This is a genomic window from Mesorhizobium sp. M1163 (assembly GCF_040318415.1).
Lineage (GTDB): Bacteria > Pseudomonadota > Alphaproteobacteria > Rhizobiales > Rhizobiaceae > Mesorhizobium.
On record NZ_JAMYMF010000011.1, the window covers coordinates 24771 to 46143 of the forward strand.

The following is a 21373-nucleotide window of genomic DNA, read 5'->3' on the forward strand; positions in this document are numbered from 1 at the left end:
AACCTCGATTCTTCGCTGTGACATCATACCTAGTCCCTGTAGTCACTATAGGGTCAATGGCTCATTTCGCCGACTTGGTCGCAGCGGCAAATGTCATCCGATAAAGACCCCACCAGGCGGCAGAGGCGAGCGGCATGACGCTTACCATGCCCGGGGAAGTAGCCGTAGGGGCCGTCCATGAAGAGAGGGAATACGAAATGCGCTAGCTCGATAACGCCCATCGACGTGAAGAAGGTCCAGGCGAGATAGTAGCCGAACGAGTACCGTCGTGGCATCAGCAGCGGGACCAGGAGCCACCCGGCGGCGAGCACATAGAGCAATACGGCAAGCGACGAGCCAGCTTCCGGGACAGGAACCCCGGCGAGTTGCGAAAGCGCGGGGAAGAAGTCCAACTCGCGCTCCTCGATCTTGTGCAGCACGAAGAAGCCGAGCGTGATGAAATAGGGTACGCGAATGTCGGCAAAGGTCGCCGCTCCGGCATCGCCAGCCAGATGACCAGGCCGCCCACGAAGCCAAGAGTGAACAGTCCCGCTGCCACTGCACCGAGCAGGACATATCCGATGACGACGATAACGAGGGTGTAAAGGATGGCGAAGGCGATCACGTGATTGCGCTTGCGCATCGCATTCCCTGTCTCGACAGCCGTGCCTTTTGCGGCTTAAAGGCAAGGATTACTGTCTGTAGCGAGTACAGGGTCAAGTCATGAATGCGCGCGCACTGACCATCGGCCACCTAGCCCGCGAGACCGGCACCAAGGTGGAAACGGTTCGCTTCTATGAAAAGTCCGGGCTTTTGCCAGCCCCGGCGCGAACCGAGGGCAATTATCGGTCCTATGACAGAGCGCATCTCAACCGTCTGAGCTTCATCCGACGAGCACGCGACCTTGGCTTCTCCTTGGACCAGATCCGCACCCTACTGACGCTCTCCGACGACCGGCACCAATCCTGCGCGGCAGTCGACGCGATCGCCAAGGAGCATCGCGCTGAGGTCGAGCGCAAGATTCGCGACTTGACGGCGCTCAAGCTCGAGCTCGACCGCATGATTGACCAGTGCGGCTGCGGCGTGGTCGCCGATTGCCGGATTGTCGAGTCCTTGTCGCCGGGGTAGAGACAACGGGGGTAGAGATCATCGTCGCCGGAGTAAAGATCTGGCCTGATTGCGGGAACGGCACACTCGTTCGACAAAGCCGAGACCAAAGCCTTCATCGAGCGCGACTTCGAGTGCTCCGGCGGTTATCTCAGCGCCACCAACCACAGCCGTCAAGGCTGCGCGCTACATCTGCATTTTCCAACCGCCCATCTGGGAAAACTCTCTTTGGGCCACCTGTCTGCGCCTATCAATATAGTCTGCCAAATCCTGCAAATGGACACCCTTGGCACATTTCTGACTTGTTTCTATTCGCATGAGCGGCAGGGCAATGTCGCCTGAACTGAGCTTGCGAAGAAATTTCGGGACCGTCAGGTGCGAAAAGAAATCGCGACGGACCTCATCGAGCGGAATGATGGCCTTACCATTGTATTGTGCCATGAGCAGAAAAGCGGTGTTGAGTGACATTGATGGGTTCCGCTTTGAAAAATTAGAATGAAATGGGTCACATATCACAGAGGGCGGCAATGTCAGTCTGTCCAATCTCAGTGTGGTTTAAAAACTGTAGATAAATGATTGAAAAATATATGAAATTCGCCATTGCACCGATGATGGACTGGACGGACCGGCACTGCCGGTTCTTCCATCACCAATTGACGCGCGAGGCGCTGCTCTACACCGAGATGGTGGTGGCAGATGCGGTCATCCACGGCGCACGCGAGCGGCTGCTCGGCTTCGACGACAGCGAACATCCGGTGGCGCTGCAGCTCGGCGGCGCCGATCCGGGAAAGCTGGCCGAGGCGGCGCGCATCGGCGAAGCCTTCGGCTATGATGAAATCAACCTCAATGTCGGCTGTCCGTCCGACCGCGTCCAGTCGGGCACGTTCGGCGCCTGCCTGATGAAGACGCCGGTGCTCGTCGCGGATTGCGTCGCTGCGATGAAGGCGGCGGTGAAAATACCGGTTACCGTCAAGTGCCGCATCGGCGTCGACGAGCAGGATCCGGAACCGGCACTCGATGCCTTGGCCGACGGTGTTTTCGCGGCCGGCGCCGACGCGCTGTGGGTGCACGCCCGCAAGGCCTGGCTGGAAGGTCTGAGCCCAAAAGAAAATCGCGACGTCCCACCGCTCGACTATGGCCGCGTCTATCGGCTGAAAGCCAGAAAACAAAACAAATTCATCGGCATCAATGGCGGCATTCAATCTCTTGCAGAGGCGCTGAGGCATCTCGACCATGTCGATGGCGCTATGCTCGGCCGCGCCGCCTATCACACGCCCGGGATACTGACCGGCATCGATGCCGCGTTTTACGGCGGCACGGCTGAGCCGTTCGATTTTGCCGCGCTGATCGATGCCATGGCGGATTACGCGGCACGCCATATCGAGCAGGGTGGACGCCTCGGGCATGTCACCCGGCACATGGTCGGGCTGTTTCACGGCCTGCCCGGTGCACGCCGCTATCGGCAGATCCTTTCCACCGAGGCGACAAAGCCGGGTGCCGGACCGCAGGTGCTCAAGGCGGCTTTCGCAGAAGTCGATTTCGGCAGGACCGCAGAGGCGGCCTGAGGAAAGAAGTTAATCCCGCAAAATCATGCGATCGCCACGGACGTCGAAGCCCGATAGCGAGCCGATGAAATTCATGCCGAGCAGGCTCTGGCCGAGCGTGCCGGGTGCGGCGATCATGATGGGCATGTCCTTGCGCACGATGCCGCCGATCGACAGCTCATCGGTTTTTACGGCGGCGGCGCGTGTCATGCCGTTGGCGGTAGAGATCGGTATGGTGAAGCGGAGAGCCGCCGAATTGAACCCGACCGCCAGTGCGTCCTCGGCGGTCAGCACGGTGCTGGTCGCGCCGGTATCGACAACCGTCAGGATCGGCGTCCCGTTGATCGTGACACGCGCTTCGAAATGGCCATTGCCGGCCTTGTCCAGGGTGACGGTGGCATGGCCTTCGTCCACGCCCAGTGCCAGCGGACTGCCGGGAACAAAGCCGGCGGTGACGCGGCTGGCGAAATCCTGCAACTCATAGCGGTACTGGTAGCCGGCGATCAGCGCCAGCACGATGGCACCCCAGGCGCCGAGGCTGCGGGCCATGGTGCCTAACGGCCTGCCCGATCTGAGCAGGCCGGCGCCGACGAGCGCCGCTAAAGCGCCAAGCCAGATCAGCTGGCTGAAATCGTAATTCTCAATGCCGAACGTGCTGCCGGCGGAATCGTTGAGCATGAGCAGGAGCACACCCGCCCCGATCGCGACGATCAGAATCCACAACAGTCGGTTCATCTCTGCGGCCGGTTCACGAGAGGGCGTCGCGTTCGCGTGCCATGCGGCTGCGACGGGTTTCCCGGCGGGGGCGTCGCTCGACCGTTTCCAGCCTTGCCGGCAGCTCGGCCATGACGCTGCGGCGGGTTTGCGGGGTCATGTCGATCCAGGCGGCGATTTCCTCGCGCGTGCGCCCGCAACCGAAACAGAAACCGGTTTTCATGTCGATCGAGCAGACCAGGATGCACGGGGATTCAATGGCCGTCATGAGGATTTCCTTGGCTAGCCTCCACATGGTGCAACGACAAAGTCAATGCAAGCCCTCCGGGGTGCGCCGCCAACAAGTGCTTTCGCGTCAATACCGCCAAGTTACGCCGAGGTTGTGCCGGCTGGCCAAGGCGGCTATGCCGCTCACCAATTCACAGGGACGATCGCCATCGACATGACCAGCGCGCTGCCTTTCGACGATTTTCGCGAACTCCTGATGAGCCTGCCACCGGCAGATATGGCGGCCGGAGCCCGCGTGCGCCAGCTGTTTGCCAAGGCAGACAAGCCCAAAGGCTCGCTCGGCCGCATCGAGGACGTCGCCGCCTGGCTCGCCGGCTGGAGCGGCCGCGCGCCACCGGCGGTGACGCGGCCATTGGTGGCGATCTTTGCCGGCAATCATGGCGTCACCCGCCACGGCGTTTCACCGCGCCCCGCCGCTGCCACGGCAAATGCGGTCGAGCTATGCGCCGCCGGCGGTGCAGCGATCAACCAGATCTGCATCGCCAACGATCTCGGCTTGAAGGTGTTCGATCTGGCTCTGCACATTCCGACAGCCGACATCACCGAGGACGCGGCACTGGACGAGCGCGGTTGCGCCGCCACCATGGCCTTCGGCATGGAAGCGATTGCCGGCGGCACCGACCTGCTTTGCCTTGGCGACCTCGGCGTCGGCAATTCGACTGTCGCCGCGGCCCTTTGCACGGCACTGTTCGGAGGCACCGGCGCCGACTGGGTCGGCCCTGGATCAGGGGCCGACGCGGCGATGCAGAGGCGCAAGGCGGAGGTAGTCGATGCCGCGATCGCGTTTCACGGCGCGAGCCTCAAGGACCCGCTGGAAGCGCTGCGCCGGGTCGGTGGACGGGAATTCGCAGCGATCTGCGGCGCCATTCTGGCGGCGCGGATGCAGAAGATCCCGGTGCTGCTCGATGGGTTCGCGGTGACCGCGGCCGCTGCCGCCCTATATGCCGCCAATCCCGCCGCGCTCGATCATTGTCTCCTCGCCAGCCTGTCGCCGGAGCCGGGCCATGCCAAGGCCGCCGAGCGCCTCGGCCTTCGCGCGCTGCTCGATCTGGGCGTCAGCCAGGGCGAGGGGGTAGGGGCGGCTCTTGCCGCTGGACTGGTCAAGGCGGCCGCGCTGACCAGCTCCGGCATGGCAGCCGCGGTCCGCGGTTAAGCATTCAGCGCCGGCGCGAAGCAACCGCCTTGGTCGGCAGCGCCGGCAGTTCCTCCATCACCCGGCTTAGCGGGAAGATGGCGATCGCCTCGGTGCCTTCGCGTAGCCTGGAATGGAGCTGGAATTCGCCGCCATGCATGGCCAGCAGGCCCTGCACGATCGGCAGGCCAAGCCCGGTGCCCTGTTCGGCGCTCTTGATGGCGATCGAGCCCTGGCCGAAGGCCGAGAGTACGATCGGGATCTCGTCTTCCGGTATGCCCGGCCCATTGTCCTTGACGGAGAGATATTGCCCGCCGCCCGCCGTCCAGCCGACGCGCACGCGGATTTCGCCGCCGGTGGCGGTGAACTTGATGGCATTGGACAAGAGGTTGAGCGCAATCTGCCGCACCGCGCGTTCGTCGGCGAACAGGCGCGGCAAGGCGTTTTCGAAATCCTGGACGATGCGGATGTCCTTGTTGCGCGCCTTCAGCTCCATCATGTGGCAGCAATCCTCGACGACGGAGAGCAGCATCATCGGCTCCTCATTGAGCTGGTAGCGACCCGCTTCGATGCGCGACAAGTCGAGGATTTCGTTGATCAGGTCGAGCAGATGCTGTCCGGAGTCATGCACGTCGCGGGCATAGTCGCGATAGGTCGGGTTGCTCATCGGGCCGAGCACCTCGTTGGCCATCACTTCGGAAAAGCCGAGAATGGCGTTGAGCGGCGTGCGCAGTTCGTGACTCATCGAGGCCAGGAAACGTGATTTCGCCAGATTTGCGTCTTCCGCCCGCCGCCGTGCCTCGTCCGACATCGATTTCGCCGTCTCCAGTTCGGCGATCAGCGCATCCTTTTCGGAGCGGAACGACAGCAGCATCAGCGAGGAACGGTTGAGCTGGCGCGCCACATAGGCGAAGAAAGGCAGCGAAGCGATCAGCAAACCTGCCATGATCACTTCGACGGGCAGCCATAGTTTCGCACTGGCATAGGCATAGATGGCGACCGGGAGGGCGAAGGTCGCCAACAGCGCACCGCGCAGGGACGATGCCAGGATCGCGGTTGCCGACATGGCGAGCAGCAGCACCACCGCCTTGGCGACCTGGAACTGATCGATTTGGCAAGTTTCGCAGCCGAGCCATGCGAACCAGGCCCAGCCAAGCCCGCAAAGAAAATGGCCGATCAGGAAATCCCTATGCGTTTCCAGCGGGTTGAGCTCGGACGCTTGCGTGACGCGTCTCGCCATGAATGCAACGATGGTATAGCAGATGAATGTGAACAGCGCCCAGACGCCGATCTCCTTGCCGATGCCCGCGAGCAAGCCTGCGGCGGCCGTTGCCAGAACGAGCAGCGGGATGACGATCACGCCGCCGGTCATCGACAGCGCGTGGAGCTTCAACAGCTCGCGGTCGAAGTCGGGATTTCCGGCTTGCTGCGAAAGACGGTCGCGCGTCTTGCGCACCGCGCGCGCGACATCGCTGTTGCGATGGCGTTTCCTGCGGTCCACAATAAACTTGTCCGCCGTGGTCGAGCGTTGCAGGGGCATGAAGTCTTCAATTTACGCGGGCAGCAATTTCAAATCGTTAAGCTACGTTCGAATGATTAACCAACGGTTTGCCATATGAGCCGTTCGTGGTCGCGATGGCCGCGCCAGCGATACTATGCGCCGCGTCCGCGAAGCCTGTGGCGCAGGCTGATGGACTATGGGCTGACGCTCATCGTGCTTGGCCTGCTGATCCTCCTGGCGGCGCGCCTCGACCGGGTGGAGACGCGCAAGACGGAGGGCGCGGCGATTGTCAATGACGGCGATAGCATCACCCTCGGCAGCGAGCGTGTCCGCATGCGTGGCATCGATGCGCCGGAATATTCGCAGATCTGCCGCAAGGACGGTGCCGACTATCCCTGCGGCAAGCTCGCGCGGCAGTCCCTGGTGCGGTTGATTGCCGGCAAAGCGGTTTCCTGCAGCGGCTGGCAGCGCGACCGCTACGGCAGGCTGCTCGGCAATTGCAAGGTCGGCGGCAAGGATCTCAACCGCGCTCAGGTCGAGGCCGGCTGGGCGGTCGCCTTTGGCGACTTCGAGACCGAGGAAGCCGCTGCGCGCGCAGGCAAGGCCGGCATCTGGGCCGGAACTTTCGACGAGCCGAAGAACTGGCGCGAGAGCCACGGGCACGAGCTGGTCGAAAGAAAACACGGGACCTTGGCGTCGATCGGCGACGCCCTGCGGGAGATTTTTCGCTTCTGGTGAGCTGCGCCTATAATTCGTCGTACGGACGAGGAGGATAGAGATGAAGCTGTTCGACGGCGGGCGCGCGCCCAATCCACGTCGGGTTCGGATTTTCCTGGCTGAAAAGGGAGTTGAAGTTCCGCTGGTGCCGGTCGACATGGGTGCGCTGGAGCACAAAGAGCAGCCGGTCAGCTCGCGCAATCCGCTGAAGCGTCTGCCGGTGCTCGAACTCGACGATGGCACCATCATCACCGAGTCCGTCGCAATCTGCCGTTACTTCGAGGAACTGCACCCCGAGCCGGCTTTGTTCGGGCGTGGTGCGCTGGGCAAGGCAATCGTCGAGATGTGGCAAAGGCGCGTGGAGTTCAATCTGTTCGGCTGCGTCTCCGCGGCGTTCCGGCATATCCATCCCGCAATGAGGGAATGGGAGATCCCGCAAATCCCCGAATGGGGCGAGGCCAACAAGCCGAAGGCGATCGAATTCCTGAGATTTCTGGACACTGAGCTCGCCGGCAGGGAATTCGTCGCCGGCGATACCTATTCGATCGCCGACATCACCGGGCTGGTCGCCATCGACTTCATGAAGCCGGCTCGCATCAAGGTACCCGAAGAGTGCACCAACGTGCTGCGCTGGTATCGGGCAATCTCAAGCCGGCCGAGTGCCGCCGCCTGACAATGAGTTCCGAATGAGCGAAGAGTTGGAAGCCTTGGCAGCGAGGGTACGCGCCTGCCGCATCTGCGTCGATAAGCCGGCCGGCAGGCCATTGCCGCACCAGCCGCGTCCGGTGCTCAGGCCATCTTCGAGCGCCCGCATCCTGATCGCCAGCCAGGCGCCGGGTACCAAGGTCCACGTGTCAGGCATGCCGTTCACCGACGCCTCCGGCGACCGGCTGCGAAGCTGGCTCGGCGTCGGCAGCGAGGAATTCTATGACACGGACAAATTTGCCATTGTGCCGATGGGCTTTTGCTTTCCGGGTCAGGACGCCAAGGGCGCCGACCTGCCGCCGCGCCGCGAATGTGCGCCGGCCTGGCGCGTATCGCTGATGGCGCTGATGCCGCAAGTCGATCTGGTGCTGACGATCGGCATCTACGCGCAAAGCTGGCATATGGGCGCGGCGCGCCGTCCCTCGCTGACAGAAACAGTCTTGGACTGGCGCGCCATCTGGGCGGCACCGACTGACCCGAAAGTCCTGCCGCTGCCGCACCCGTCCTGGCGCAACACCGGCTGGCTGAAGCGCAATCCATGGTTTGAAATGGATTTGCTGCCATTTCTAAGATCGGAAATCCGCTATCGCATCGGCTAGGCATTCAGCAAGAAATCACTCGCTTTCGCGCTATCCGACAGAATTTCTTTCTTGTAAAAGGCCATGACAAGAGGGAATATGGTAATCTATTCCTCGAAGCGCGCAGCGCATGAGGGGACGCGCTTTAAATTCTTGTTTTTATGCATATCGTTGTGCCAAAGCCGCTGCGCACTTTGGACGACTTGCATCAGGGGGAGCACCCAATGGACCGCCTCGATAGAAAAATCCTCCGCCTCCTGCAGGAGGATGCGACGCTTGCGGTCGCCGACGTCGCCAAGAAGGTCGGCCTGTCGACGACGCCGTGCTGGCGGCGCATCCAGAAGCTCGAGGAAGAGGGCGTCATCAAGCGGCGCGTCGCCATCCTCGACCATGAAAAGGTCAATGTGCGGGTCACGGTGTTTGTGTCGATCCGCACCAATTCGCACAGCCATGAATGGCTGCGGCGCTTTTCGGAGGTCATCCAGGAATTTCCCGAAGTGGTCGAATTCTACCGCATGAGCGGCGATGTCGACTATCTCTTGCGCGTCGTGGTGCCCGACATCGCCGCCTACGACGCCTTCTACAAGCGGCTGATCGCCAAGATCGAGATCCGCGACGTGTCGTCTTCCTTCGCCATGGAGCAGATCAAATACACCACCGAGATGCCGCTGGATTACATGGTGCTCGACAAGGAGTCCGGCGCCAACGCCGCTTGAGATTCTTCTGCTTAGTTCTTCTTTTTGTTGAGGAAAGTCCAGGGCGAGTTGACCGGCAGCGTGATCGTGTCCGGCACGGTGTCGACGTTGACCACCTCGGCCTTGCGCACAGTGTAGCCCGACTGGATGACACTGACGCCGTCAAGGATGAAAAGCTGGCTCTTCTCCATGCCTGGCTCTAGTGCGCCAGTTATCGAAACCGGCTGGTAGGCCTCGGACATCCGGTAGGGCTGCGCAGGCGTAACGAGGACGATCTGGTTGGGCGGCGGCGTCGGCATATGGCTGCAGGCCCCTGTCCAGGGCACCAGCAGGAATTGATAGACGAGATCACCGTCGCGATCGACCGGCAGTGCGTAGCCCGCGAGCTGCACGGTCTGGTCCTGCAAATCGTGAGAGAGCGTTTCGCCATGATCCGGCATTTTGGCCGCGATCATTGGCAGTCCGACGCTTTCGGCGGCTGCCTGGGTCGCTGGGCGCAGATCCTTCCAGAAAATGTGCATGGTCCCAGCGGAAGCGCTTGCCGCGATGGCGGACGCCAACAAGGCAGTCGCCAAGACCGCGCCTGATTTAAAACGGTTGCTCATCGCTGCTCCGCTGTTGAGCCTTGATCTGCGGACATCAAGTAAAGCTGCCGCTGTCCACTGGTCAACGCTCAAGCCGCATCACATGCCGGCGCGAGCCGGCTATGCCAATCTCGCGAAAGCCACGGGCGACGAACATGCCGCGAAACCCCATGAAGCTGTAGCTCGGCGAAGCATCGTCGACCGGATAGGCTTCGATCATCCTGGCGCCTTTGGCAACGGCGTGATCGATGGCCGCGTCGAGCAATGCGCTTGCCAGCCCGCCACCGCGCAGCGCTCTCGGTACATAGAAGCAGACGATCGACCAGATGCCCATCTCGCTATCGTCCTGCTGCCGCGACAGCCTGCGGTAGGTCTCGCGCGGCGCGACCGAGCACCAGCCGACGGTCCGGCCATCGATCTGGGCGACAATGCCGACCGGCGTGCCAGCTTCGATCAGCGCCATCATCGCGCGTTTCTTCTCGTCGTCCTCGACATGCTCGCGGCGGTCGAGGTTGCGCCAGGCCATGCACCAGCAATATTTCGGCCCGCCGGGTTGCTCGAACAGGTTTTCGAAATCAGCGCGCGTCGATTGCGTCACCTCCGTGAAGCGCACTTTGCTCAGGTCAAGCTTTTCTGGCGGCGAGCCGTTCGAGCGTCTTGGCATCGGAAAGTTCCTTCACGGCGTCCTTGCCGATCCAGCGCGCAGTCCTGTCTGTCGAGGCCGCTAGTTTTTGCGCCAGGGCAAGGGCAGGGCCGTGCAAATTCATCGATCGTTTGCCGATCGAACGAAGCGCCCAGTTCACCGCCTTCTTCACAAAATTGCGGCCGTCGATCGCATGCGCTTCGATGATCGACAGGAATTCGAGGAAGGTCGCCTCGGGTTCCTTCTTCCGGTGGACCACCGACCAAGCCATCATCGCAAACGCCGTGCGCCGAACGAATTCCCGTTCGTCGACCGCGAATTCGGCGATCAGTTCCCTCCAGCAATCCGTATCGACAAAGAGATCGGAGACCCCGTCGACGATATCCCACGAGTCGAAAGTCGCCGCCCATCGTCTTGCATCCGCGGCGGAGAATCGCTCTGGATCGGCGGTCACGGAGGCGATGAACTGCGCCTCCATGATGCCTGTCTGCCAAAGCTCGAAGGCACGGTCATGGTTGCGCTTGATCTTCTTGGCAATCTGCCGCTGCACGCCATGCGAGATACCGAGCGCACGTTCGATCTTGATGCCGTAGCGCAGCATGCCAAGGCGATTTTCCTCCGAGGCGATCGAGCGCAGATGAGCGACGATTTCGTCGGCGCTGGATTGAGGCGAAAGCTCGGCCACGGTGAAATCCTATTTCTCCAGCCGCGCCAGCAGCGAGGACGTGTCCCAGCGCTTGCCGCCCATCGCCTGCACGTCCTTGTAAAACTGGTCGACAAGTGCCGTCACCGGCAGTTTGGCGCCGTTGCGGTCGGCCTCGGCGAGGCAGATGCCAAGATCCTTGCGCATCCAGTCGACGGCGAAGCCGAAATCATATTTGCCGGCATTCATCGTCTTGTGGCGGTTCTCCATCTGCCAGGAACCGGCCGCGCCCTTGGAAATCACCTCGATCACCTTTTCGATGTCGAGCCCGGCCTGCTTGCCGAAATGGATACCTTCGGCCAGTCCCTGAACGAGGCCGGCGATGCAGATCTGGTTGATCATCTTGGTGAGCTGGCCAGCCCCTGCCGGTCCCATCAACCCGACCATGCGGGCATAAGCATCTATGACCGGCTTGGCCCTGTCGAAGGCGTCTGGCTCGCCGCCGACCATCACGGTCAGCACGCCGTTCTCAGCGCCTGCCTGACCGCCGGAGACCGGAGCGTCGAGGGACGAAAACCCGAGCGCTTGCGCCTGCTGCGCCAGTTCGCGCGCGACCTCGGCCGATGCCGTGGTGTTGTCGACGAAGATGGCGCCCTTCTTCACTGAATTGAAGGCGCCTCCGGCGCCGGTCGTCACCGAGCGCAGATCGTCGTCATTGCCGACGCAGGAAAAAACGAAGTCCTTGCCCTCGGCCGCCTCTGCCGGCGTCACGGCGAAGCTGCCGCCATGCTGGGCAACCCACTGCTCGGCCTTGGCCCTGGTGCGGTTGTAGACAGTGACGTCGTGACCGCCCTTGTTCTTGAGATGCCCGGCCATCGGATAACCCATGACGCCAAGACCGAGAAATGCCACCGAAGCCATGTTTTCGAATCCCTTAGAAACCTGCTTTGCGGCCTTCTTATCGGATCAGGCAAGGGGATGGGAGTCAGCGGTGCAGATGGATGGTGATACGCCGTTCGATCCACTCGACGCCGTGGCGCAATGTTTCGACGATGACCAGATAGATGATCGCCGCCCAGATATACGACTGAAAGTCGAAGGTGCGCGCATAAGTGAGCCGGGTGATGCCCATCAAATCGTAGACCGTGATGATGGCGACGATTGCCGAGCCCTTGATCATCAGGATGATCTCGTTGCCATAAGGGCGCAGCGCCACAATCAGCGCCTGCGGCAGGATGATTTTCCACATCGTCTGCAGTTTGTGCAGGCCGAGCGAGGCGGCACCTTCCCATTGGCCCCTTGGCACGCTCTCGATCGCGCCACGCAAAATCTCGGCCTGGTAGGCGGCCGTATTCAGCGAAAAGGCGAAGATCGCGCAGTTGAACGCTTCGCGGAAGAAGCCCCACAGGCCGACCATCTCGAGCTCCGGTCGGAAGGAGCCGACCCCGTAGTAGACCAGGAAGGTCTGCGCCAACAGCGGCGTGCCGCGAAAGAAATAGACATAGGCATAGGCGAACCCCGAAAGGATCGGATTGTTCGACATACGTGCATAGGCGATCGGCACCGACAGGATCGCACCAAGCACAATCGAGATGGCAACCAGCAGCAGGGTGATGCCAAGGCCGGATATGTAGCCGGGTGCATATTTCTGGAAGAACTCCGGGTTCCACGCAGTGACCAGGTAGACGACCACGCCAATGCCGAGAGCGATCCACAGGCCGACCAGGACATGGCCGAGGATGCGTTGGCGCGACCAGCCGCGTGCGGGCGGCGGCGGCCGGTCAACCTTCAGCGTGTCGGTGGCCAGGCTCATCTCTTGACCTCGCTGCCGCCAACCGCTCGTTCGATCGCATTGATGCCGAAGGAGGAGACGATCGCTAGCAGGAGATAGATCAGGCCGGCAAAACCGTAAAACAGGAAGGCGTGCTTGGTGACGCGAGCGGCAACCCCGCTCTGCCGGAGGATCTCGTTGAGGCCGACGGCCGAGACGAGCGCGGTGTCCTTGAGCAGGATCAGCCAAAGATTGGCAAGTCCGGGCAATGCGATGCGGATTAACTGCGGCAGTACGATCAGCCGCATCGTCTGGCCGCTGGACAGGCCAACCGAATAGCCTCCCTCATATTGCCCTTTTGGAATCGCGCGGAAGGCGGATAAAAACACCTCGCTGGAATAAGAGGAGAAGATGAAGCACAGCGCGATCATCCCGGCGACGAAGCTGTTGACGTCGGCCGATGTCCCGGGGCTCACCAGCCGGACAATGTATTGCAGGATTAATGGGATGCCGAAGAAGATCAGAAACAGCGTGAGCAGCTCGGGTATTCCGCGAAAGATCGTGGTGTAGATGTTCCCGGCCAGTCTCAGCGACGGCTCTTCCGACTGTTTGGCCAGCGCCACGAAAAAGCCGAGCGTCAGCCCGAAGGGCAGCGTGGCCAGCGCAAGACATACTGTGACAAACACACCCGCGGCGATGTCGTCGAGCCAGCCTTCGGGTCCCCAACTGAGAAGCGTCAGTGCGCTCTGCATCCGCCTGCCTGTTCTCCTTAAGGCTCGTTGAGACCCGTACCGCATCACCCCTCGTGCGCGGCATCCTTATAAGAACGGCGGGAATCTCCCGCCGTTCACGTTGTCCTATGTCGGTCGATCAGGACTCGCCGCCGTAAACGTCATATTTGAAGTATTTGTCGTTGATTTCCTTGTACTTTCCGTTTGCGCGGATCGCGTCGATCGCCGCATTGAACTGGTTGACCAGGTCGGTCTCGCCTTTGCGCACGGCAATGCCGGCGCCCGGACCGTGGATTTCGATGACGGGCTTGATTGTGCCGACCAGCTTGCAGCAGGCGCCGTCCGGCGAATCCAGCCATTGCTGCAGCACGACGATGTCGTCATTGGCGGCATCGAGCCGGCCATTGGCCAGATCGAGCTGGTATTCCTGCGCGGTCGGATACGGCTTGACGGTGCTGTCGGTGTACGTCTTGGTCGAATAGTTGAAATGCGTGGTGGATGCCTGCACGCCGATCGTCTTGCCGGCCAAATCTTCCTTGGTGACACCCTTGATATCAGTGTCCTTAGGCGCGGCGATTGCCGGCGGCGTATTGTAATATTTGTGGGTGAAGTCGACCTTCTCGGCGCGTTCCGGGGTGATCGACATAGACGCGACAATGGCGTCGAACTTGCCTGCCTGAAGGGCTGGAATGATGCCGTCCCAGTCCTGCGCGACAAAAGTGCACTTCACCTTCATCTCGTCGCACAGTGCCTTGGCGATATCGATATCGAAGCCCACGAGCTGGCCGTCGGCGGTGAGGTTGTTGAATGGCGGATACGCTCCTTCGGTGCCGATCCTCAAGGTTTTTTCCTGGGCCTGGGCAACGCCAAGCGTCAGCAGCGCAGCCGATGCGGCGAGCGCGATACGCAGTGCAATACGCATAATGGTCCTCTCTGTTGGTCCCGGCCGTCGTTCCCGAACGGCTCTGTGGGCGGTGCTTTTGACCGCCCGCTGGCGCGATACTCCCATTCTTTCCCAAGAAAAAGCAACTGCAAAACCGCCGCTTGAGGGAAGGTCATGTTCAGAAAACGGTGACGCTGGGTCAAACGCCTAAATGGAGAGAAAGTGGCGGGAAGCTCCCCGCGGCCGCAGTCTCAGCGCGTCAGGCCGGTGGCGCGTTCGATGAAGTCGGCTATCGAATTCGTGTCGTCGAGATCGAAGACCGGCAAGTCTTCGCCGACAATGGGAAAGTCGGAGGCGACGGCGATAATGTGTGGATCGCCTGCCGAGAGCGGTGTCCGGTCCTTGGCCTCGAGCCGTCGCGTCTCGATTTTCTTGTGCGCCTCGCGCTTGTAGCCCTCGACCAGCACGATGTCGGAGGGTGCCAGCCGTGACAGGATCGCCTCCAGCGTCGGCTCGTCCTCGCCACGCAATTCGTGCATCAGCGCCCAGCGCCTGCCCGACACGATCGCCACCTCCATCGCTCCCGCCTGGCGGTGGCGAAAGCTATCCGCTCCAGGTTTGTCGATGTCGAAATCATGATGGGCGTGTTTTACAGTCGACACTTTCCAGCTGCGCCGGACGAGTTCGGCTACCAGCTTTTCGGTCAATGTCGTCTTGCCGGAGTTCTTCCAGCCAGTGATGCCGAAGATACGTCTGTTCATGGCTCGATGCTCTGCAACAGATGCGCGGCCCGGGCAAGGTCGTCGGGAGTGTTGATGTTGAAGAAGGGATCGATCTCGGCCCCTCTGGATTTCAGGATGGGAAAATCCACTTCGACAAAACCGTGCCGGTCGATGAACGCCGAAACGCGCCGGTTGTCTTCCTCGACGAGAAATTGGCGCAAGGCCTGGTCGAGCCCCAGCGGCCAGAGCGCAAACGTCGGATGCCGTTTGCCGCCGGAACAGGCAACGGCGATCGAGCCCGGGCGTGCATAGGCTGCCGCGAGCAGCCGCTCGACCATATCCTTGGGCAGGAAAGGCGTATCGCCTGCAGCCGTGACCAGCGCCTGGCAAGTGGTGTCGGAAGCCCATTCGAGGCCGGTCAGGATCCCGGCAAGCGGCCCGGCATAACCCTTGACGGTGTCGGCAAGCACGGGAAGCCCCGTCGCGGCAAACCGTGCCGGATCGCCATTGGCGTTGAGCGCCAGCGGGCCGACCTGCGGGCCAAGGCGCGAAACGACACGGTCGAGCAGGGTCCCATCGCCAAGCGCAAGCAGCGTCTTGTCGCCGCCGCCCATCCGGCTCGACCGGCCGCCGGCCAGAATGATCCCTGCGATATCTCGGCCCATCGTTTGCTGCTAGACCCTATGACCAAAATCAAGTTTTCAAATCAGACGGTCGTCAACGGTCGCGCCTATATGCCGTCCGGCGCCATGTCCGGTCCAGCGCTTTCGGCAGCTGTCTTTCGCCGGCCGACGATCCGTTCGCGGTAGAGCGCATAGAGGCCTGAGGCGATGATGATCGTGGCACCGACGATCATCGGCAGATCGGGGACATCGCCGAAGATCGTGAAGCCAAGCAGGATCGACCAGAGCAGGGCGGTGTAGCGGAACGGCGCGATGAAGGAGATATCGCCCACCCGCATCGCCATGATGATGAACTGGTAGCCAATGAGCACGAGCACCGCCGCCAGCGCCAGGAATGCCGTGCTTTTTCCCGTCATCGGCGTCCAACCGCCCATCGGCGAAAGCAATGCTGCGCCCAGAACGGTCATGGCAAGAGCGGTGGCGGTCGACACCAGCAATGTCGGAATTGCCTGCGGAATCCGCTTGGTGGCGAGGTCGCGCACCGCGCAGCATGCCACGCTAGCCAGTGCCAGCAGAGAAAACATGCTGAACCCTTCGAAGCCCGGCCGCACAATGATCAGCACGCCGGCAAAACCGACGGCAATGGCCAGCCAGCGCCGCCAGCCGACGCCCTCGTTGAACACAAGCGCGGCGCCCATCGTCACAGCCAGCGGCAGCGCCTGCAGCACGGCGGACACATTGGCGATCGGAAGATGTGCCAGAGCAACCAGGAACGACACCGTGGCGCCGGCCTCGCTGGCGACGCGCAGCGCAACTGTCGGCTGCAGCATCGAGCCAGGCCGGGCAAGCGCGCCGCGTTGCCACGCAAGCAGGGCAACGAAAAGCGAAGCGAAGGCGCCGCGGATCAGCATGACCTGCGCCATGTTCATCGATTCCGACGAGAATTTGGTGATTGCATCGTTGAGGGTGAAGCCAATCATGGCCACCATCATGAACAACGCGCCGCGCAGATTTGGCGAAAGAGGCAAGGCGATTACCGGGTGAGTCCTGCAGCAAGCGTCTAGCAGGCACCCGCAAAACAGCAACGTCAAAGGGCTGGGCCACAGCCTTTCTGTGGCCCGTGACATCTACCTCGCAAGAGCGGCAGGCTTATTTGCGCGTCAGCACCTCGGTGCCGTTGCCTTCCTTGCCGGCAATCGTCCACAGGCCATGCAGCGAGCCGTCTTCCTGCACCTTGTAGACGACAAGGCCAACCGCCTTGCCCATGACATAGCCGGCGGAGAAGGCATCGTCGTTGCGCATGCAGATGCCGTCCGAGGACGAGCCGCCTGTCTCCCAATGGATCGTGCAGGTAGTCTCGCTGGTCAGCGTGATCGTCGCGTCGCCACCATAGGACGATCCATCGAAGTTGGTGCCGGCCACGGCATAGGTGCCGCCGATCGACTGGGCCGCCGCGGGCAGGGCCGCGAAGCTGAGCAATGCAACAGAAAGAATGAGTTTGTGCATATCGTATTCCCCCACTGGGCGAAGAACCGCTCCAGAGCAGAGGCTAGGCCCGAACGGGCTTGCGGTAAATCCGGTAACCGTTTGCGGACAAGACCTTTTCTGGGTGTGATCCCGAAATGTGCCGTTCCAAAGGATGGGTTCGGAGGGCAAATCGATCACACTGCGGCTCGAGGAAAATTTTTCGACGAGATCAAATTTGCTCGGCAAGATTCACCAAATTGGTCATTGTAGGCTTCTGATCTTGTCTGGGGAGGTGGTCCATGATGAATGCACGAGGCAATGCGGACATGCTTGGCACAGGCAGCAGGCGGCACGTTTCGTCGGCTTCCCGGTTCTCTTCTGCACTGGCGGTTATCCTCATGGCGATGGCGCCTGCCTTCGCCGAGAACGGCGCTTCGGCGTCGGCAGTCGAACGGATGTCCACGCCGGGTCACGAAGCGGATGAACTCGCTCGCCGCGTCGGGAAATGGTCCGTCGTCAACACGATCTGGCCAACGCCCGGCGCCCAGCCGATTGTGATGACCGGGCTGGTGGCCGAGCGTACGATGATCGGCCCCTTCATGCAGGAGGTGATGCGACCGGCGCCCGGGTCGAAAATCCCAGACTTCCAGCGGATAGCCTATTTGAGCTATGACCGCGTGGAGGGCCGCTGGAAGTATGTCTCGATGGATACCCGTTTCCCGGCAGGGATCATGCCCGCCTGGAGTTTTGGTGGCGAGGAGGACGGCAAGATTTCGCTGCTTTTCGAGCCGCTTGGTTTCGTCGGCTTCGGGCCCGAGGTCGAAGGGCGGTTCACTGCCTCCGATTTCGTCATTTCCAGGGACGGCGACAATCACGAAGTGGCCGAGCAGCATTTCCTTCAGGCCAATGGCAGCGGCAAGAAATGGCTTGCCGTACGATACGACTACACGCGTCAACCGTGACTCGTTAGCAAAAACAACGGGTTGCGAATATGTTCCGAGGTCGCCGGATGCTCACGGTCCCCTGAGGCTGCCGGCGATCGCTCCGATAAGCGGGTCGTATTTCGATTTCAAGGCTGGCGGATAGTCGATCCAGACCGTACGGATGACACCGTCTTTTCCGAACAGGCGGCGTTCGTAGAAGATGTTCTCGCCTTTGATGCCCGACAGCACCGCCCAGTCCTTGCCGGTCTTGCTGTAGGTAATCTTGTAGCCAGGTTCCTTGCTGCCCCTCTGGGCGGAGACGAAGGCTGTCGGAGTTTCATCATCGATATTGAGGATGCCTGAACAGATCAGGCTGGCGCCATCAGCCGTGAGCCATTGTTGTCCATCGCCATTGTCCGGCTCAGGCTGGCGAAGAGTGAAGATCTCATCCGGAAAGGTGCAGACGGTACCGAAGCGCTCGTTCGTATAGGTGAGTGGCGCGGCAACTGCCATGGTCCCCGCCATCACTCCGAAAAACGTCGGGATTGCAAAAAGCCGCTGCATGAGCCTTGCCTCGAAGCCGATGCCAAGGCGATTATTCTTGCACGAAATCGGTGACAAATCAGCCGCCGGTGACGCTCATATGCCGCGACACCGATGGGCGGTTGGTGCGGCGATCAATGATGAAGTCGTGGCCTTTCGGCTTGCGGCCGATTGCTTCGTCGATGGCGTCGGCGACCAGCTCGTTGCCTTCGGACGCACGCAGTGGTACGCGCAGGTCGGCTGCATCTTCCTGGCCGAGGCACATGTAAAGCGTGCCGGTGCAGGTCAGCCGGACCCGGTTGCAGCTTTCGCAGAAATTATGCGTCATCGGCGTGATGAAGCCGAGCCGCCCGCCGGTCTCGGCGACGTGGACATAGCGGGCCGGGCCACCGGTCTTATAGGGAATATCGCTCAGCGAGAACTGGCGCTCGAGTGCTGCGCGCAGCAGCGACAGCGGCAAATACTGGTCGGTGCGGTCGGCGTCGATCTCGCCCATCGGCATTGTTTCGATGACCGTCAGATCCATGCCGCGGCCATGCGCCCAGCGCAGCATTTCCGGCAATTCGGCGTCATTGAAGTCCTTCAAGGCCACCGCATTGAGTTTTACCTTCAGCCCCGCCGCCTGCGCCGCGTCGATGCCGTCCATGACCTTATCCAGATTGCCCCAGCGGGTGATCTGGCGGAATTTGTCGGCATCGAGGGTGTCGAGCGAGACGTTGATGCGTTTGACGCCGCAGTCGGCGAGCTCGGCGGCAAAGCGTGAAAGCTGCGATCCGTTGGTGGTCAGCGTCAGCTCTTCCAGCGCACCGCTCTCGAGATGCCGCGAAAGCTGGCGCACCAGATGCATGATGTTCTTGCGCACCAGCGGCTCACCGCCGGTGAGGCGGAGCTTGCGCACGCCCTTTTCGATGAAGACCGTGCAAAGCCGGTCGAGCTCTTCCAGCGACAGCAGGTCCTTCTTGGGCAGGAACGTCATGTCCTCGGCCATGCAATAGGTGCAGCGGAAATCGCAGCGGTCGGTGACCGACACGCGCAGGTAGGTGATCGTGCGACCGAAAGGATCGATCATATCCATGCTTATGCGCTTCCCGTGGCCGTGAACGGCTTCGTTATATATGGCTATGTGATGCGAGCCAACTTGCCATTCAAGATAGAAGCTCGCGATCTGCGGTAACACCCCGACGCCGACAGATCATGTCGGAACTTTCCATGCGGCCTTTTCCCTCAACGCGAAGCGGCGTAGGGAAGGCTGTCTTCCGCAGGATCCACCAGCATGACAGCGCCAAAGGAACTCAGGGTCTCGAAGGACCGCAAGCTGCTTTCCGTCACCTTTCCGGGCCATCAGCCGTTCGAATTGCCAGCCGAGCTGCTGCGTGTTGCCTCGCCGTCGGCCGAGGTGCAGGGCCATTCGCCCGAACAGCGCGTCACCGTTCCCGGCAAGCGCAATGTAGCGATCCTTAAGATCGAGCCGGTCGGCAACTATGCCGTGCGCATCACCTTCGACGATTTCCACGACACCGGCATCTTCACCTGGAATTACCTGCATACGCTGGGTCATGAGAAGGATGCACGCTGGGCCGCCTATCTCGCCGAGCTGGAAGAGAAGGGGCTGAGCCGCGACCGCTGACTGATTTCGCGGGACGCTCCGGTCAACGCAGCATCGCCAGTATCTCGCTGGTGTCGTGATAAAACGGCGTGCCTTCGATCAGCCGGTCATCCTTGAAGTGCAAGACTTCGGCAAACGGCTGCTTGATGGTTGCACCATTGGCCCGCGATGTCAGCGAAAGCGTGCAGCTCATGAACACCATGTCATCGTTTTGGGCGACCTGGAGGTCCTCCACCGCCACGTCGCTCCAGATTTCCCGCATCTTGCGGAAAAGGGCGCCAACGCCGTCGAGGCCGTTCCAGTCACCGGCATAGGGCAGGGAGCGAGGCTCATGCACGACAATCTCGACATGAAATGCGCTTGCAAGCATATCGAGGCTCTCCGACCCTGATTGCAGGAAACGCATTTCAACATTGAACATGTTTTCAATAAGTTCCATGGCGGTGCGTCGCCGGCCGAGCGGTTTCTCCATTTTTGACCTCCGTTTCTGTCAGCACGAAAGCGGTTTGCGCTTGTTCGCGGTCCCTCGACACCCGTTTCCTGATGACCGACAAACGGGCATCGTGTCGTGAAAATGTCATGCGTCTGGAGTAGCGCCGGCAAAGGTTTGGAGACGAAAACATGTCCGTGATCACCAGCATCGAACAACTCGAAGCGCTCTATGGCCTGCCTCGCGAGGCGTCGGTGGTCAAGGAGCTCGACCAGCTGATTCCCGAATACGAAGCCTTCATCGAAGCTTCGCCGTTTGCTGCGCTCGCAACCTGCGGGCCTGAAGGGCTGGATTGCTCGCCGCGCGGCGATCTCGCCGGCTTCGTCCGCATCCACGATCCGAAAACGCTGATGATGCCGGACCGGCGCGGCAACAACCGTGCCGATTCGCTGAGGAACATCCTTCGCGATCCGCGCGTCGCGCTTCTGTTTCTGGTGCCGGGCTCCGGCACGACGCTGCGCGTCAATGGCCGCGCCCGCATCACCACCGATCCCGCGCTCTGCGCCTCGTTCGCAGTCGAGGGCAAGCCGGCGCGCTCGGTGACGGTCGTCGAGGTCGATGCGGTCTATTTCCAGTGCGCCCGCGCCATTCACCGATCGGAACTGTGGAATCCGGCAAGGCATGTCGACCCAAGATCGCTGCCGACCGCCGGCCAAATCCTGGAAATCACCAGCCGCAAGAACATCGACGGCGAGGTCTACGACAGGGAATGGCCGGAGCGCGCGAAAAAATCGATGTGGTGAAGAAATTTGGTGGTGAGGGAATTTGGTGGTGAAGCACTGGG

The 21373-nt window shown here is 61.4% G+C and carries 28 protein-coding genes and 2 pseudogenes; 11 read left to right on the forward strand and 19 right to left on the reverse strand.

From position 1 onward, the window contains the following. Positions 1-53: 53 nt before the first annotated feature. Positions 54-419: a hypothetical protein gene (locus NKH43_RS12710; RefSeq protein ID WP_352858467.1), complete on the reverse strand. Its 366-nt coding sequence runs from the start codon at positions 417-419 to the stop codon at positions 54-56. 283 nt (positions 420-702) lie between these two features. On the opposite strand from NKH43_RS12710, the gene NKH43_RS12715 reads away from it, so the two are divergent. Together NKH43_RS12715 and NKH43_RS12720 are read left to right on the forward strand one after the other, a co-directional pair. After that, on the forward strand, positions 703-1107 hold the full coding sequence (locus NKH43_RS12715; protein ID WP_352858470.1) for a MerR family transcriptional regulator: 405 nt from the start codon (positions 703-705) through the stop codon (positions 1105-1107). A gap of 45 nt (positions 1108-1152) precedes the next feature. After that, positions 1153-1257, forward strand: a pseudogene (locus NKH43_RS12720) (alpha/beta hydrolase); the annotation flags it as partial. A 15-nt stretch (positions 1258-1272) separates the two neighbouring features. Here the strand turns inward: NKH43_RS12720 and NKH43_RS12725 are convergent. Further along, positions 1273-1554 carry a pyocin activator PrtN family protein gene (locus tag NKH43_RS12725; RefSeq protein WP_352858473.1) on the reverse strand — a complete coding sequence of 94 codons (282 nt, stop codon included), beginning with the start codon at positions 1552-1554 and terminating at the stop codon, positions 1273-1275. A gap of 119 nt (positions 1555-1673) precedes the next feature. Between NKH43_RS12725 and dusA the strand changes: the two genes are divergently transcribed. After that, a complete protein-coding gene (dusA, locus tag NKH43_RS12730; protein ID WP_352815341.1) occupies positions 1674-2651 on the forward strand; it encodes a tRNA dihydrouridine(20/20a) synthase DusA in 978 nt (325 codons plus the stop codon). A gap of 9 nt (positions 2652-2660) precedes the next feature. Here the strand turns inward: dusA and NKH43_RS12735 are convergent, their stop codons facing one another. Continuing rightward, entirely contained in the window at positions 2661-3365 is a 705-nt protein-coding gene (locus NKH43_RS12735) for a TIGR02281 family clan AA aspartic protease (RefSeq protein ID WP_352482604.1), read from the reverse strand. Between the two features lie 13 nt (positions 3366-3378). Further along, positions 3379-3612 (reverse strand): DUF1289 domain-containing protein, encoded by a 234-nt coding sequence (locus NKH43_RS12740; RefSeq protein WP_031193575.1) that lies wholly within the window; start codon positions 3610-3612, stop codon positions 3379-3381. 174 nt (positions 3613-3786) lie between these two features. Here NKH43_RS12740 and NKH43_RS12745 point away from each other — a divergent pair, with 174 nt between their 5' ends. Next, the gene (locus NKH43_RS12745) at positions 3787-4785 is read left to right on the forward strand and encodes a nicotinate-nucleotide--dimethylbenzimidazole phosphoribosyltransferase (RefSeq protein WP_352858607.1); all 999 of its coding nucleotides are present in this window, start codon (positions 3787-3789) and stop codon (positions 4783-4785) included. Positions 4786-4789: 4 nt separating this feature from the next. Here the strand turns inward: NKH43_RS12745 and NKH43_RS12750 are convergent, their stop codons facing one another. Beyond that, positions 4790-6304: a sensor histidine kinase gene (locus NKH43_RS12750; protein WP_352858477.1), complete on the reverse strand. Its 1515-nt coding sequence runs from the start codon at positions 6302-6304 to the stop codon at positions 4790-4792. A 75-nt stretch (positions 6305-6379) separates the two neighbouring features. Here NKH43_RS12750 and NKH43_RS12755 point away from each other — a divergent pair, with 75 nt between their 5' ends. The 4 genes and pseudogenes from NKH43_RS12755 to NKH43_RS12770 all read left to right on the forward strand — a co-directional run bounded on the left by NKH43_RS12755 (position 6380) and on the right by NKH43_RS12770 (position 8981). Next, on the forward strand, positions 6380-7003 hold the full coding sequence (locus NKH43_RS12755; RefSeq protein WP_352858480.1) for a thermonuclease family protein: 624 nt from the start codon (positions 6380-6382) through the stop codon (positions 7001-7003). A 40-nt stretch (positions 7004-7043) separates the two neighbouring features. Next, on the forward strand, positions 7044-7655 hold the full coding sequence (locus NKH43_RS12760) for a glutathione S-transferase (protein WP_023717645.1): 612 nt from the start codon (positions 7044-7046) through the stop codon (positions 7653-7655). Next, positions 7595-8286 (forward strand): annotated as a pseudogene (locus NKH43_RS12765) (uracil-DNA glycosylase family protein). Before NKH43_RS12760 ends, NKH43_RS12765 begins: the two are co-directional and overlap by 61 nt. Positions 8287-8489: 203 nt before the next feature. Further along, the gene (locus tag NKH43_RS12770; protein WP_006333679.1) at positions 8490-8981 is read left to right on the forward strand and encodes an Lrp/AsnC family transcriptional regulator; all 492 of its coding nucleotides are present in this window, start codon (positions 8490-8492) and stop codon (positions 8979-8981) included. 11 nt (positions 8982-8992) lie between these two features. Here the strand turns inward: NKH43_RS12770 and NKH43_RS12775 are convergent, their stop codons facing one another. The 11 genes from NKH43_RS12775 to NKH43_RS12825 all read right to left on the reverse strand — a co-directional run bounded on the left by NKH43_RS12775 (position 8993) and on the right by NKH43_RS12825 (position 17066). After that, positions 8993-9565 carry a DUF3299 domain-containing protein gene (locus NKH43_RS12775; protein WP_023717643.1) on the reverse strand — a complete coding sequence of 191 codons (573 nt, stop codon included), beginning with the start codon at positions 9563-9565 and terminating at the stop codon, positions 8993-8995. Positions 9566-9626: 61 nt separating this feature from the next. Then, a complete protein-coding gene (locus tag NKH43_RS12780) occupies positions 9627-10208 on the reverse strand; it encodes a GNAT family N-acetyltransferase (RefSeq protein ID WP_352858483.1) in 582 nt (193 codons plus the stop codon). After that, on the reverse strand, positions 10168-10872 hold the full coding sequence (locus NKH43_RS12785) for a DNA alkylation repair protein (protein ID WP_352858486.1): 705 nt from the start codon (positions 10870-10872) through the stop codon (positions 10168-10170). The genes NKH43_RS12780 and NKH43_RS12785 overlap by 41 nt, the downstream gene beginning before the upstream one ends. Positions 10873-10881: 9 nt before the next feature. Further along, positions 10882-11751, reverse strand: a complete 870-nt coding sequence (locus tag NKH43_RS12790; protein WP_023717640.1) for an NAD(P)-dependent oxidoreductase — start codon at positions 11749-11751, stop codon at positions 10882-10884. Between the two features lie 64 nt (positions 11752-11815). Beyond that, complete coding sequence (locus NKH43_RS12795; protein WP_023717639.1) at positions 11816-12643, reverse strand: ABC transporter permease; 828 nt, start codon at positions 12641-12643, stop codon at positions 11816-11818. Next, entirely contained in the window at positions 12640-13353 is a 714-nt protein-coding gene (locus tag NKH43_RS12800) for an ABC transporter permease (RefSeq protein WP_023675013.1), read from the reverse strand. The genes NKH43_RS12795 and NKH43_RS12800 overlap by 4 nt, the downstream gene beginning before the upstream one ends. A 118-nt stretch (positions 13354-13471) precedes the next feature. Next, the gene (locus tag NKH43_RS12805) at positions 13472-14254 is read right to left on the reverse strand and encodes an ABC transporter substrate-binding protein (RefSeq protein ID WP_023717637.1); all 783 of its coding nucleotides are present in this window, start codon (positions 14252-14254) and stop codon (positions 13472-13474) included. A 212-nt stretch (positions 14255-14466) separates the two neighbouring features. Then, positions 14467-14976 carry a molybdopterin-guanine dinucleotide biosynthesis protein B gene (gene mobB / locus NKH43_RS12810; RefSeq protein ID WP_023717636.1) on the reverse strand — a complete coding sequence of 170 codons (510 nt, stop codon included), beginning with the start codon at positions 14974-14976 and terminating at the stop codon, positions 14467-14469. Continuing rightward, a complete protein-coding gene (gene mobA, locus NKH43_RS12815) occupies positions 14973-15602 on the reverse strand; it encodes a molybdenum cofactor guanylyltransferase MobA (RefSeq protein ID WP_352482600.1) in 630 nt (209 codons plus the stop codon). Before mobA ends, mobB begins: the two co-directional genes overlap by 4 nt. A 65-nt stretch (positions 15603-15667) precedes the next feature. Further along, complete coding sequence (locus NKH43_RS12820) at positions 15668-16588, reverse strand: DMT family transporter (protein ID WP_023717634.1); 921 nt, start codon at positions 16586-16588, stop codon at positions 15668-15670. A gap of 121 nt (positions 16589-16709) precedes the next feature. Further along, positions 16710-17066, reverse strand: coding sequence for a hypothetical protein (locus tag NKH43_RS12825; protein ID WP_023717633.1), 357 nt, complete (start codon positions 17064-17066; stop codon positions 16710-16712). A gap of 260 nt (positions 17067-17326) precedes the next feature. Between NKH43_RS12825 and NKH43_RS12830 the strand changes: the two genes are divergently transcribed. Beyond that, positions 17327-17989, forward strand: coding sequence for a DUF1579 family protein (locus NKH43_RS12830; RefSeq protein ID WP_031193573.1), 663 nt, complete (start codon positions 17327-17329; stop codon positions 17987-17989). 51 nt (positions 17990-18040) lie between these two features. Here NKH43_RS12830 and NKH43_RS12835 read toward each other — a convergent pair whose 3' ends face one another. Then, positions 18041-18514 (reverse strand): hypothetical protein, encoded by a 474-nt coding sequence (locus NKH43_RS12835; RefSeq protein ID WP_023717630.1) that lies wholly within the window; start codon positions 18512-18514, stop codon positions 18041-18043. Positions 18515-18572: 58 nt separating this feature from the next. Continuing rightward, positions 18573-19568 carry a GTP 3',8-cyclase MoaA gene (gene moaA / locus NKH43_RS12840; protein WP_352494639.1) on the reverse strand — a complete coding sequence of 332 codons (996 nt, stop codon included), beginning with the start codon at positions 19566-19568 and terminating at the stop codon, positions 18573-18575. A gap of 198 nt (positions 19569-19766) precedes the next feature. Between moaA and NKH43_RS12845 the strand changes: the two genes are divergently transcribed. Continuing rightward, a complete protein-coding gene (locus NKH43_RS12845; RefSeq protein WP_023717628.1) occupies positions 19767-20120 on the forward strand; it encodes a gamma-butyrobetaine hydroxylase family protein in 354 nt (117 codons plus the stop codon). A gap of 22 nt (positions 20121-20142) precedes the next feature. Here NKH43_RS12845 and NKH43_RS12850 read toward each other — a convergent pair whose 3' ends face one another. Continuing rightward, positions 20143-20571, reverse strand: coding sequence for a nuclear transport factor 2 family protein (locus NKH43_RS12850; protein ID WP_352858490.1), 429 nt, complete (start codon positions 20569-20571; stop codon positions 20143-20145). A gap of 149 nt (positions 20572-20720) precedes the next feature. Here NKH43_RS12850 and NKH43_RS12855 point away from each other — a divergent pair, with 149 nt between their 5' ends. Then, positions 20721-21332 (forward strand): pyridoxamine 5'-phosphate oxidase family protein, encoded by a 612-nt coding sequence (locus NKH43_RS12855; protein WP_352858493.1) that lies wholly within the window; start codon positions 20721-20723, stop codon positions 21330-21332. Positions 21333-21373: the final 41 nt, after the last annotated feature.

Excerpts from the sequence above, each read along its gene's own strand:
- mobA (WP_352482600.1), bottom strand. The coding sequence starts at position 15,602 with ATGGGCCGAGATATCGCAGGGATCATTCTGGCCGGCGGCCGGTCGAGC.
- NKH43_RS12775 (WP_023717643.1), bottom strand. The coding sequence starts at position 9,565 with ATGAGCAACCGTTTTAAATCAGGCGCGGTCTTGGCGACTGCCTTGTTG.
- NKH43_RS12790 (WP_023717640.1), bottom strand. The coding sequence starts at position 11,751 with ATGGCTTCGGTGGCATTTCTCGGTCTTGGCGTCATGGGTTATCCGATG.
- NKH43_RS12770 (WP_006333679.1), top strand. The coding sequence starts at position 8,490 with ATGGACCGCCTCGATAGAAAAATCCTCCGCCTCCTGCAGGAGGATGCG.
- NKH43_RS12830 (WP_031193573.1), top strand. The coding sequence starts at position 17,327 with ATGATGAATGCACGAGGCAATGCGGACATGCTTGGCACAGGCAGCAGG.
- NKH43_RS12760 (WP_023717645.1), top strand. The coding sequence starts at position 7,044 with ATGAAGCTGTTCGACGGCGGGCGCGCGCCCAATCCACGTCGGGTTCGG.
- mobB (WP_023717636.1), bottom strand. The coding sequence starts at position 14,976 with ATGAACAGACGTATCTTCGGCATCACTGGCTGGAAGAACTCCGGCAAG.
- NKH43_RS12805 (WP_023717637.1), bottom strand. The coding sequence starts at position 14,254 with ATGCGTATTGCACTGCGTATCGCGCTCGCCGCATCGGCTGCGCTGCTG.
- NKH43_RS12735 (WP_352482604.1), bottom strand. The coding sequence starts at position 3,365 with ATGAACCGACTGTTGTGGATTCTGATCGTCGCGATCGGGGCGGGTGTG.
- NKH43_RS12740 (WP_031193575.1), bottom strand. The coding sequence starts at position 3,612 with ATGACGGCCATTGAATCCCCGTGCATCCTGGTCTGCTCGATCGACATG.
- NKH43_RS12795 (WP_023717639.1), bottom strand. The coding sequence starts at position 12,643 with ATGAGCCTGGCCACCGACACGCTGAAGGTTGACCGGCCGCCGCCGCCC.
- NKH43_RS12715 (WP_352858470.1), top strand. The coding sequence starts at position 703 with ATGAATGCGCGCGCACTGACCATCGGCCACCTAGCCCGCGAGACCGGC.
- NKH43_RS12780 (WP_352858483.1), bottom strand. The coding sequence starts at position 10,208 with ATGCCAAGACGCTCGAACGGCTCGCCGCCAGAAAAGCTTGACCTGAGC.
- NKH43_RS12800 (WP_023675013.1), bottom strand. The coding sequence starts at position 13,353 with ATGCAGAGCGCACTGACGCTTCTCAGTTGGGGACCCGAAGGCTGGCTC.
- NKH43_RS12725 (WP_352858473.1), bottom strand. The coding sequence starts at position 1,554 with ATGTCACTCAACACCGCTTTTCTGCTCATGGCACAATACAATGGTAAG.
- NKH43_RS12825 (WP_023717633.1), bottom strand. The coding sequence starts at position 17,066 with ATGCACAAACTCATTCTTTCTGTTGCATTGCTCAGCTTCGCGGCCCTG.
- NKH43_RS12745 (WP_352858607.1), top strand. The coding sequence starts at position 3,787 with ATGACCAGCGCGCTGCCTTTCGACGATTTTCGCGAACTCCTGATGAGC.
- moaA (WP_352494639.1), bottom strand. The coding sequence starts at position 19,568 with ATGGATATGATCGATCCTTTCGGTCGCACGATCACCTACCTGCGCGTG.
- NKH43_RS12850 (WP_352858490.1), bottom strand. The coding sequence starts at position 20,571 with ATGGAGAAACCGCTCGGCCGGCGACGCACCGCCATGGAACTTATTGAA.
- NKH43_RS12855 (WP_352858493.1), top strand. The coding sequence starts at position 20,721 with ATGTCCGTGATCACCAGCATCGAACAACTCGAAGCGCTCTATGGCCTG.
- NKH43_RS12750 (WP_352858477.1), bottom strand. The coding sequence starts at position 6,304 with ATGCCCCTGCAACGCTCGACCACGGCGGACAAGTTTATTGTGGACCGC.
- dusA (WP_352815341.1), top strand. The coding sequence starts at position 1,674 with ATGAAATTCGCCATTGCACCGATGATGGACTGGACGGACCGGCACTGC.
- NKH43_RS12845 (WP_023717628.1), top strand. The coding sequence starts at position 19,767 with ATGACAGCGCCAAAGGAACTCAGGGTCTCGAAGGACCGCAAGCTGCTT.
- NKH43_RS12755 (WP_352858480.1), top strand. The coding sequence starts at position 6,380 with ATGAGCCGTTCGTGGTCGCGATGGCCGCGCCAGCGATACTATGCGCCG.
- NKH43_RS12835 (WP_023717630.1), bottom strand. The coding sequence starts at position 18,514 with ATGCAGCGGCTTTTTGCAATCCCGACGTTTTTCGGAGTGATGGCGGGG.